At 67.5% G+C, this 7,505-nt stretch carries 7 protein-coding genes and 1 pseudogene; 1 reads left to right on the top strand and 7 read right to left on the bottom strand.

Annotated features, from left to right (window positions below):
• Window positions 1-190: 190 nt before the first annotated feature.
• The 5 genes from gloA2 to AC1DJN_RS18940 all read right to left on the bottom strand — a co-directional run bounded on the left by gloA2 (window position 191) and on the right by AC1DJN_RS18940 (window position 5,184).
• The gene (gloA2, locus tag AC1DJN_RS18920; RefSeq protein ID WP_032975068.1) at window positions 191-595 is read right to left on the bottom strand and encodes an SMU1112c/YaeR family gloxylase I-like metalloprotein; all 405 of its coding nucleotides are present in this window, start codon (window positions 593-595) and stop codon (window positions 191-193) included.
• On the bottom strand, window positions 592-1,662 hold the full coding sequence (locus AC1DJN_RS18925) for a serine hydrolase domain-containing protein (RefSeq protein ID WP_442251878.1): 1,071 nt from the start codon (window positions 1,660-1,662) through the stop codon (window positions 592-594). The genes gloA2 and AC1DJN_RS18925 overlap by 4 nt, the downstream gene beginning before the upstream one ends.
• Before the next feature lie 16 nt (window positions 1,663-1,678).
• On the bottom strand, window positions 1,679-3,622 hold the full coding sequence (locus AC1DJN_RS18930) for a DUF885 domain-containing protein (protein ID WP_032975066.1): 1,944 nt from the start codon (window positions 3,620-3,622) through the stop codon (window positions 1,679-1,681).
• A 96-nt stretch (window positions 3,623-3,718) separates the two neighbouring features.
• Entirely contained in the window at window positions 3,719-4,504 is a 786-nt protein-coding gene (locus AC1DJN_RS18935; protein WP_442251877.1) for a queuosine precursor transporter, read from the bottom strand.
• Window positions 4,501-5,184, bottom strand: a complete 684-nt coding sequence (locus tag AC1DJN_RS18940; RefSeq protein ID WP_032975065.1) for a DUF502 domain-containing protein — start codon at window positions 5,182-5,184, stop codon at window positions 4,501-4,503. The genes AC1DJN_RS18935 and AC1DJN_RS18940 overlap by 4 nt, the downstream gene beginning before the upstream one ends.
• A 108-nt stretch (window positions 5,185-5,292) precedes the next feature.
• Between AC1DJN_RS18940 and AC1DJN_RS18945 the strand changes: the two genes are divergently transcribed.
• The gene (locus AC1DJN_RS18945) at window positions 5,293-6,540 is read left to right on the top strand and encodes a hypothetical protein (RefSeq protein WP_478015783.1); all 1,248 of its coding nucleotides are present in this window, start codon (window positions 5,293-5,295) and stop codon (window positions 6,538-6,540) included.
• Window positions 6,541-6,547: 7 nt separating this feature from the next.
• Here the strand turns inward: AC1DJN_RS18945 and AC1DJN_RS18950 are convergent, their stop codons facing one another.
• Window positions 6,548-7,267, bottom strand: a complete 720-nt coding sequence (locus AC1DJN_RS18950; RefSeq protein ID WP_442251875.1) for a hypothetical protein — start codon at window positions 7,265-7,267, stop codon at window positions 6,548-6,550.
• Window positions 7,268-7,320: 53 nt separating this feature from the next.
• Window positions 7,321-7,505 (bottom strand): annotated as a pseudogene (locus tag AC1DJN_RS18955) (tetrameric acyl-CoA thioesterase); the annotation flags it as partial.

Below are 7,505 nucleotides of genomic sequence, written 5' to 3' on the forward strand. Positions count from 1 at the left end.
CCGTAAACCCATCCATGGGGGCTTGGCMGCSGCATCCATGCSGCKGACACCCCCGCAACCGGACCCACCCCGCCTTCGACAGATTTTCGCGATCTGYCGGAAYGGCATKGCCTGCTCTTGGTGGGTGTCGACCTTGGTCGACACGCAGATCCATGCCATGCGTGGATGAATTTCCGCGATTGAAAATCGCTCAACCGGTCTCGTACAGTTCCAGCGGCAGGTCGTCGGGGTCGGCGAAGAAGGTGAAGCGGCGGCCGGTGTATTCGTCCACGCGGATCGGTTCGCATTCCACGCCGTGGCGGGCCAGGCGTTCGACGAAGGGTTCCAGCGCGGCTACCCGGAACGCGAGATGGCGCAGGCCCTGGGCTTCGGGGCGGCTGGGCCGTGCGGGGGGCGAGGGGAAGGAGAACAGCTCCAGCTGGCCGCCATCGGGCAGGGCCAGGTCCAGTTTCCACGAGTCGCGTGCCGCGCGGTGGTTCTCGGCCAGTATGCGCAGGCCCAGCACGCGCACGTAGAAGTCTTTCGAGCGGGCGTAGTCGCTGCAGATCAGTGCGGCATGGTGGATGCCCAGCAGGCCGGTGGTCGTGGTGGTCATTGCAGGGTGTCCAGCCAGCGCTGGGCGATCTTCAGCGCCAGCGGATAGGGTTCGGTGGCGTTGCGGTTGCTCAGCACGATGACTGTCAGGTGCTTGTCCGGATAGCGCAGGATCACGTTGCGGAAGCCGATGCTCTCGCCGCTGTGCCAGTGCATGCGGCCGTTCAGGCGCCAGCCGAAGCCGTAGTGCGGTACGTCCGCTTCGGTGGTGGCGGTGGCCGGGCTGAACATGGCCTTGCGTGATGCGGCCGACAGCAGGCGGTCGTCGTACAGGGCCGCGTCCCAGCGGGCGAGGTCGTCCAGCGAGGAGTAGATGCCACCATCGCCGAGCACGGCGCTGGTGGTGCTCTGGTCAGTACGTTGCCAACGTCCGTCAACTTCGCTGTAGCCATAGGCACGCTGCGCGACCTGGTCGATCCCGTCCTGGTGGGCCACGGTGTGCGCCATGCCCAGCGGCTGGAAAATGCGCTGCTGCAGGAAGCTGGCAAAGTCGCTGCCGGCGGCGCGGCCGACGATCAGCGCCAGCAGTGCGTAGCCGCTGTTGCTGTAGCGGTACTGGCTGCCGGGTGCGAAGGCGAGTCGATCTTCGCGGGCCAACAGCGCCAGCACATCGGTGTCGTGCACCTGCCGGGTGTCGGCAGGGTCGATCAGGTCTTCGTAGTCCAGCAGGCCGCTGGTGTGCGACAGCAGCTGGCGCAGGGTGATGCCGAAAGCAGCGGGCGGCAGCTCCGGCAGCCAGCGCCGCGCGGGCTGGTCCAGCGCCAGGCGGCCGTCCTCGACCAGCAACAGCACCGCCGCAGCGGTGAACTGCTTGCTGACCGAGGCCAGGCGGAAGTTGCTGGCCGGCGTCACTGGGCTGCCATCTTCAACCACGGCCAGGCCGTAGCCGCGACGGAACACCGGCTGCCCGTCGTGCAGCACCAGCACCGCTGCGCCCGGCACCTGGCCGTCGTAGGTCTGCATCAGTCCATCGATGCCTGCATCCGGCGGTGCCAGCGGTGCAGCCGCCAACGCTATCGACGGCAGCAGAGCGAGAACCGTGGCACACAGCAGGGCGGCAGGGCGCATSGCAGCTCCGTGGCGGTCAGGGCGCGGGYGCAGGCGTTGCAGCGGCCGGCTGCGCCAGCCAGCGTTCGATCTTGTGGTCCAGTACATCCAGCGGCATCGAACCGTCCTTCAGCACTTCGGCATGGAAGCGGCGCAGGTCGAACGCAGCGCCCTGGCGTGCCTTGGCCTTGTCGCGCAGGGCGATGATCGTGGTCAGGCCGGCGACGTTGGACAGCGCCTGGCCAGGCTGGGCCATGATCCGTTCCACTTCCGCGTTGGCATCGTCAGCGCTCATGTCCACGGTTTTCTGCAGATAGGTCACGGCCTGCTGCTTGCTCCAGCCCTGCGCATGCACGCCGGTATCGGCGACCACGCGCGCGGCGCGCAGCAGGCGCGAATACAGATAGCCGATGCGGTCGTACGGATCGGTGTACGCGCCGAGCTCATCGCCCAGGGTTTCCGCGTACAGGCCCCAGCCTTCGACGAAGGCGAGGTCACCGCCGAGGCGGCGGAAGCGCGGCAGCTTGGTCAGTTCCTGCTGCAGCCCCAGCTGCACATGGTGGCCGGGAATGGCTTCGTGCAGGTACTGCACCGGCACGTTCCAGCGCTTGCGGCTGGGCAGGTCGCGGGTGTTGACGAACAGCACGCCGGGTTGTCCCGGCGGCGACGGCTGGTAGGAGGCTGCGGCGGCGGTCATGGCACGCTCCGGTTCCACTGCACGGATCTGCAGCGGCGCCTTCGGCAGGGTGTCCAGTACCTGCGGCAGGCGTGCATCGACCTGCTGCTGCACCTGCCGGTAACGGTTGAGCAGCGCGTTGGCATCGCTGTACTGGAACTGGCGGTCGTTGCGCATGCTGCGCAGCAGCTTGGCCTGCGAACTGCGCAGCTTGCCGTCGCGCATCACCGTGGTGATCTGCGCCTGCAGCTCCTGCACACGCTGCTCGCCCAGCGCATGCAGCTGCGCGGCGGTCTGCTGGCTGGCGGTGGTCTGCACGATCAGGTTGGCGTACCAGGCCTGGCCGTCGGGAAGTGCGCCAAGGCCGCTGCTGCTGCGCGTGGCAGGCAGGTATTCGGTGGCGATGAAGCCACGCAGGGCACGGTAGGCCGGCATGATGCGCAGTTCGATCATGCGCTTGTACTCGGCGCTGATGCGCGCCTTGTCCTCGGCGGAGATGGACTCGGGCATGGTCCGGATCGGCGACCAGAAGATGCTCTCTTCGGCGGTCGGCTTGATCACCGCGTCCAGCTGCGGCAGTACCTTTTCCATCAGGTCGCGCGGCTGCACCACGCCGGCCTTCATGCCCTGGCGCATGTTGTCGATGGCCTGCTCGAACAGGTCGGGGATGCCCAGCGAGCGTCGCGACCAGGTGTCGTAGTCCTTGGCCGTATTGAACGGCTGTGCGCCAGCACCGGCGCCGAGGATGGCCATGATGCTGCCGACGTTGTAGTACTGGCTGATCGGCATCATCCAGCTCGGATAACGTTCGGCGGCCAGCGAAGCGCGGGCATCACGCACGAAGATCTCGTAGCTGAGCAGGTCCTGCCCCTGCAGGCCGTCGCTGCCGATCTTCTCGACCTTGCCCAGCCATTCGGTGGTGAAGTCGTGCGATTGCTGGCGCCACGCGGCAGAAAGGATGTTGGGCAGCTGGTCGTTGTAGCGCGGCTCGCCCTGGAAGGTGGCCTGCAGCGGGTTCAACCGCATGGAGGCATCCCAGTATTCGTCGTACAGCCGCTCCAGCTGCACCTGCTTGGGCACCGCACGGGCAGGGGCGACCGGGCGCGGCGCGGCGCGGCGCGCCGAACTGCCGCGGGCGGGCGTGGTGGCACGTGTGCCGGCGCGGGCCTTCGGCTTGGCCGCCTGGCGGGTCTGCGCGGCGGCGGGGCGGCTGCCCTTCTTCTTCGCTGCTTCGGCCGGCGGAACGGCGCTGAACAGGAACAACGCGGCGATGGCGGCGGCCAGGACGCGGGGGGAATACGGCATCAAGAAGCTTCCGTGGAACACAGACCGTGGAGCTTGCACGATCCGCGCGCGTACGGCCAGCGTGGGGGCGCAGTCAGCTTGCGCGTCGCTGGGGCTTCAGTCAGCCGCGGCCGCAGCGCGCAGGTCGGCGGCGCGGTGTTCGCCCAGATAGCGGGTGATTGCACGCCGCATCAGGTACAGCAACGGAATCAGGGCGATCGCAAAGCCCATCTTGTAGGCATAGTTGACGCTGCTCACTGCCAGGAACAGCGATGTCGGCCAGTGCTGCGGGCCGAGCACGAAGGCGATCCAGATCACCACGAAGCTGTCCACCAGCTGCGAGACCGCAGTGGAACCCGTGGCACGCAGCCATACATGGCGCTCGCCGGTTGCCTGGCGGATGCGGTGGAACACCGCCACGTCGATCAACTGGCCGAACAGGAACGCCACCAGCGAACCGGCGATGGTCCACATGCCCTGTCCGAACACCGCCGCGAACGCGGCCTGGTAATCGGGCACGCCGTGGGCATCCATCGAGGTTACCCACCAGCTGGCCGGTGCCAGCGAGATCGCCGCGAAGGCGAACAGGAAACCGTAGGCGATCAGCACCACCGCCAGCCACGAGATGAAACGCACCCCGCGCTTGCCGAAGAATTCGTTGATGGTGTCGGTCATGATGAACACCACCGGCCACAGCAGCGTGCCGGCGGTGAAGCTCAACGAGCCGGTCTGGCCGAACAGGTTCCAGTTCAGCGGGTCGATGCCGAGGGTGTCTTCCAGGGCGAAGATCTTCACCCCGATCAGTTCGGCCAGCACCGCGTTGCCGCAGAAGAACGCAGCCAGCACGATGAACAGCAGGACCGCGCGGTCCTGCAGCGGGCGCGCGTGCGACGCCTCGCTCATTCGGAACGATCGCCGGCGCGGGTGAACGGAACGCTGGCTGGTGCCACTGCACCGCCGGAAATGATGAAGCTCATCGCCTGGTCCACCGTCCAGTCGGTCGGGGTGAGCAGTTCGACAGGCACGATCTCCAGATAGCCGGAGGTCGGGTTCGGCGTGGTCGGCACATAGACGGCCGCCAGTTCGCGGTCGGTGCCCTGTTCCTTGATGACCCGGGTGACCAGGCCCACCGACTTCATGTCGCGGTGCGGGAAGTCGATCAACACCACGCGCTGGGTACTGCCCGGTTCGGTCTGCAGCATGTCCAGCAGCTTCTTGGCGCTGTCATAGATGATGCTGGCCAGCGGAATGCGCTTGATGACCGCGCCGACCCAGCGCAGCAGGCGCTGGCCGACCACGCGGCGGCTGGCCACGCCCACCGCCAGGATCACCAGCAGGGTGGCCAGCAGGGCAATGGTGTTCTGGATCCATTCGGCGCGGACCCAGCCGAGGTAATGCGGGAAGCTGGTAGCGATCTGTTCGGACAGCGGCACCACCAGCGGGCTGGAGATGCCCGACAGCAGCACGAACACGAATTTGACCACCACCCAGGTCAGCCAGATCGGCAACAGGGTCAGCAGGCCGGTCAGGAACAGGCGCTGCAGGGAGGGACGGGGAACCAGGGCGGGGGCATCGAGCGACATGCGCGCATTGTAGCGGTCGCGGCCGCTCGTTTACGCTGCCCGTTGGCGGCGCTGGCCATGCAGGGAAGGGATGCTGTGTTGAGGATGCTGCGGTGGTTGGGTTGGGCAATGCTGGGTCTGCTGGTGATCGCCATCGCGGCATGGCTGCTGTCGAGGTTCTGGCCGTTGTCGGCCGCCCAGCGGGAGGATGTCCGCCTGCTTGAAGCCGCGCATCGCAGCGAGGGCAGGAACGGCTTCGCCCTACTGTGGACGCTGCCCTTCGATGGGCTGGACCTGGCCCAGCGTGAGGCGGCATTGGCCGAAGATCTGCAGCGCTGGCAGACGGCGCCCGCGCAGGCGTCGCAAGCGTCGGTGCTGGCCGCCAGGCACGCACCATTGAATCCGGGCCGCTCAGGTCGTTGTGCAGTCGGGCCGGTCGGCTGCCTGGCACAGGTACGCGCTGATCCGCAGCGCTTCGCTGACGCCCACGCGGGGCATGCCGGCCTGCATGAGCGACTGGCCCGGATGGCGGACTATGATCGTTTCGATTCCCCGTTCAGGCCCAGCGGAAGCGAGCTGCTGCCTCTGCCGGCCTACGCGCCGCTGCTGGATGGGGCAAGTGCACAGGCATTGGCCTATCTGCAGGGCGATGTTGCCGGTGCCATCGAGGGCAGCTGCAGCGCGGTGCGGTTTGGTCGGCGGATGATGCGGACCGGCAGCACGCTGGTGGACAGCATGATGGGCGCCGCCGTGGTGCGGACCCATGCCGCACTGCTTGGCGAGATGCTGGTCGAGCAATCGCCGGATTACGCGCTGCCCGTCCCCTGCGAGGCGGCGCTGCAGCCACTGGACGCGAACGAACAGAGCCTGTGCCAGGCAATGCAGGGCGAATTTGCGATGAACAAGGCGGCGGTGGAAGCGTCCACGCAGACAGCAGGCAGCCGTCTGCTGCTGGATCGCGACCACACCCTGGCCCGGATCGCCGGCAATTTCGGCTGGGCATGCCGGCCTGCTGTAGCCACGGCGCTGGCGGCCGACGTCCCGCTCCCTGTGTCGCCACCGCTGGGATGGGATGTGCGCTGCATGGCCAATCCGCTGGGATGCACATTGAGTGCCATCGCCGGGCCGTCCTATGCGCCGTACGCGGCGCGCAGCCAGGATACGGCGGCGATGATCCGCCTGCTCGGCGCGCAGCGCTGGCTGCGGCTGCAGCCCGGGCCCGCCGACGAGTCGCTGGCGCGGTTGCCGGCGCAATGGCGTTCGGACGCCCGCACGCCCGAGGTGTCTGCCGATGGCCGCTACCTGCAGCTGCTGCGGCGCGGACCTGCGCGCGAAGGGGAAGGCCCGCATCTGTCGATGCCGTTGCGGGTGGATTGACCCGCACTCAGCTGCCGTCGCCGAGCGGATTGAACGCCCAGCCATCACCGACGCTGTCCAGCGTCCAGTGCTTGCGGTCACGCAGGGTCTGCCAGTGCACCTGTTCCTTGTCGTCCTGCATGCTGCCTTCGGTCAGCTTCACCTTGCCGGTGGAGTAGTTCACGCTGAGGCCCTCGGTCTGCCCGGAATTGCGCATCATCGTGTCGCGGTCGTAGCCGATCAGCGCGAAGTTGCCTTCCTGCCAGCGGAACGTGAACGTGGTGGTGCCCATCGACCAGCTGCCCGCGCTGGAGAACGAGTACAACCCAACCCGCAGGGCGCCGCGCTGGATCGACACGCCGGTGCCTTCGGCCAGCGCATCGCTGAGCACGGGCGAGTCCGGCCGTGGAATGAGCGTGTGGTTCTGCGCGGCCAGCACGTAACCGGACGGTCGCGCGAAGGCGATGGCGAGGATGCGCGGGTTGCTGTCATACGGCGAAGGGCCAAACCCATCGTGTTCGATGATGTTGCGCGGGTCCTGCTGGCGCAGCACCAGCGCGAGGTCTGCGCGCCCGTCCTGGTCGAGGTCGCCTTCGATCCTGTATTCCAGCGTCCAGCCGGCAGGTACGAAACCCTCGGCCGTGGCGGCGTGCGCGGGCACGGCGGGATAGCGCACCGGCGGCACGTCCAGTGCAGTGGCGGCGAAGGGCAGGGCGGTCAGTGCCGCAGCAAGGAAGAAAAGGCGCATTGCAGCCTCCATGGCAGGGCTGCAGAGGATAGCCGGGCGTGCGCCGGCCCGCTTTACCGTGCGTGTGGCTTCAGGCGCACATAGACCTGCTTGCGTACCTGCGCGACCACCTCGCCAGCTTCGTCGACCACGTCGTTGCTGAACCAGCGCAGCACTTTTTCGCCACCAGCCGCCGCCGTGCGCAGTTCATCCAGCAGTGCATCGTCGATGCGGAAAGACGTGCGCACCGTTCCACGAC

The sequence above is a fragment of the Stenotrophomonas sp. 05L414_2 genome, from assembly GCF_056397905.1.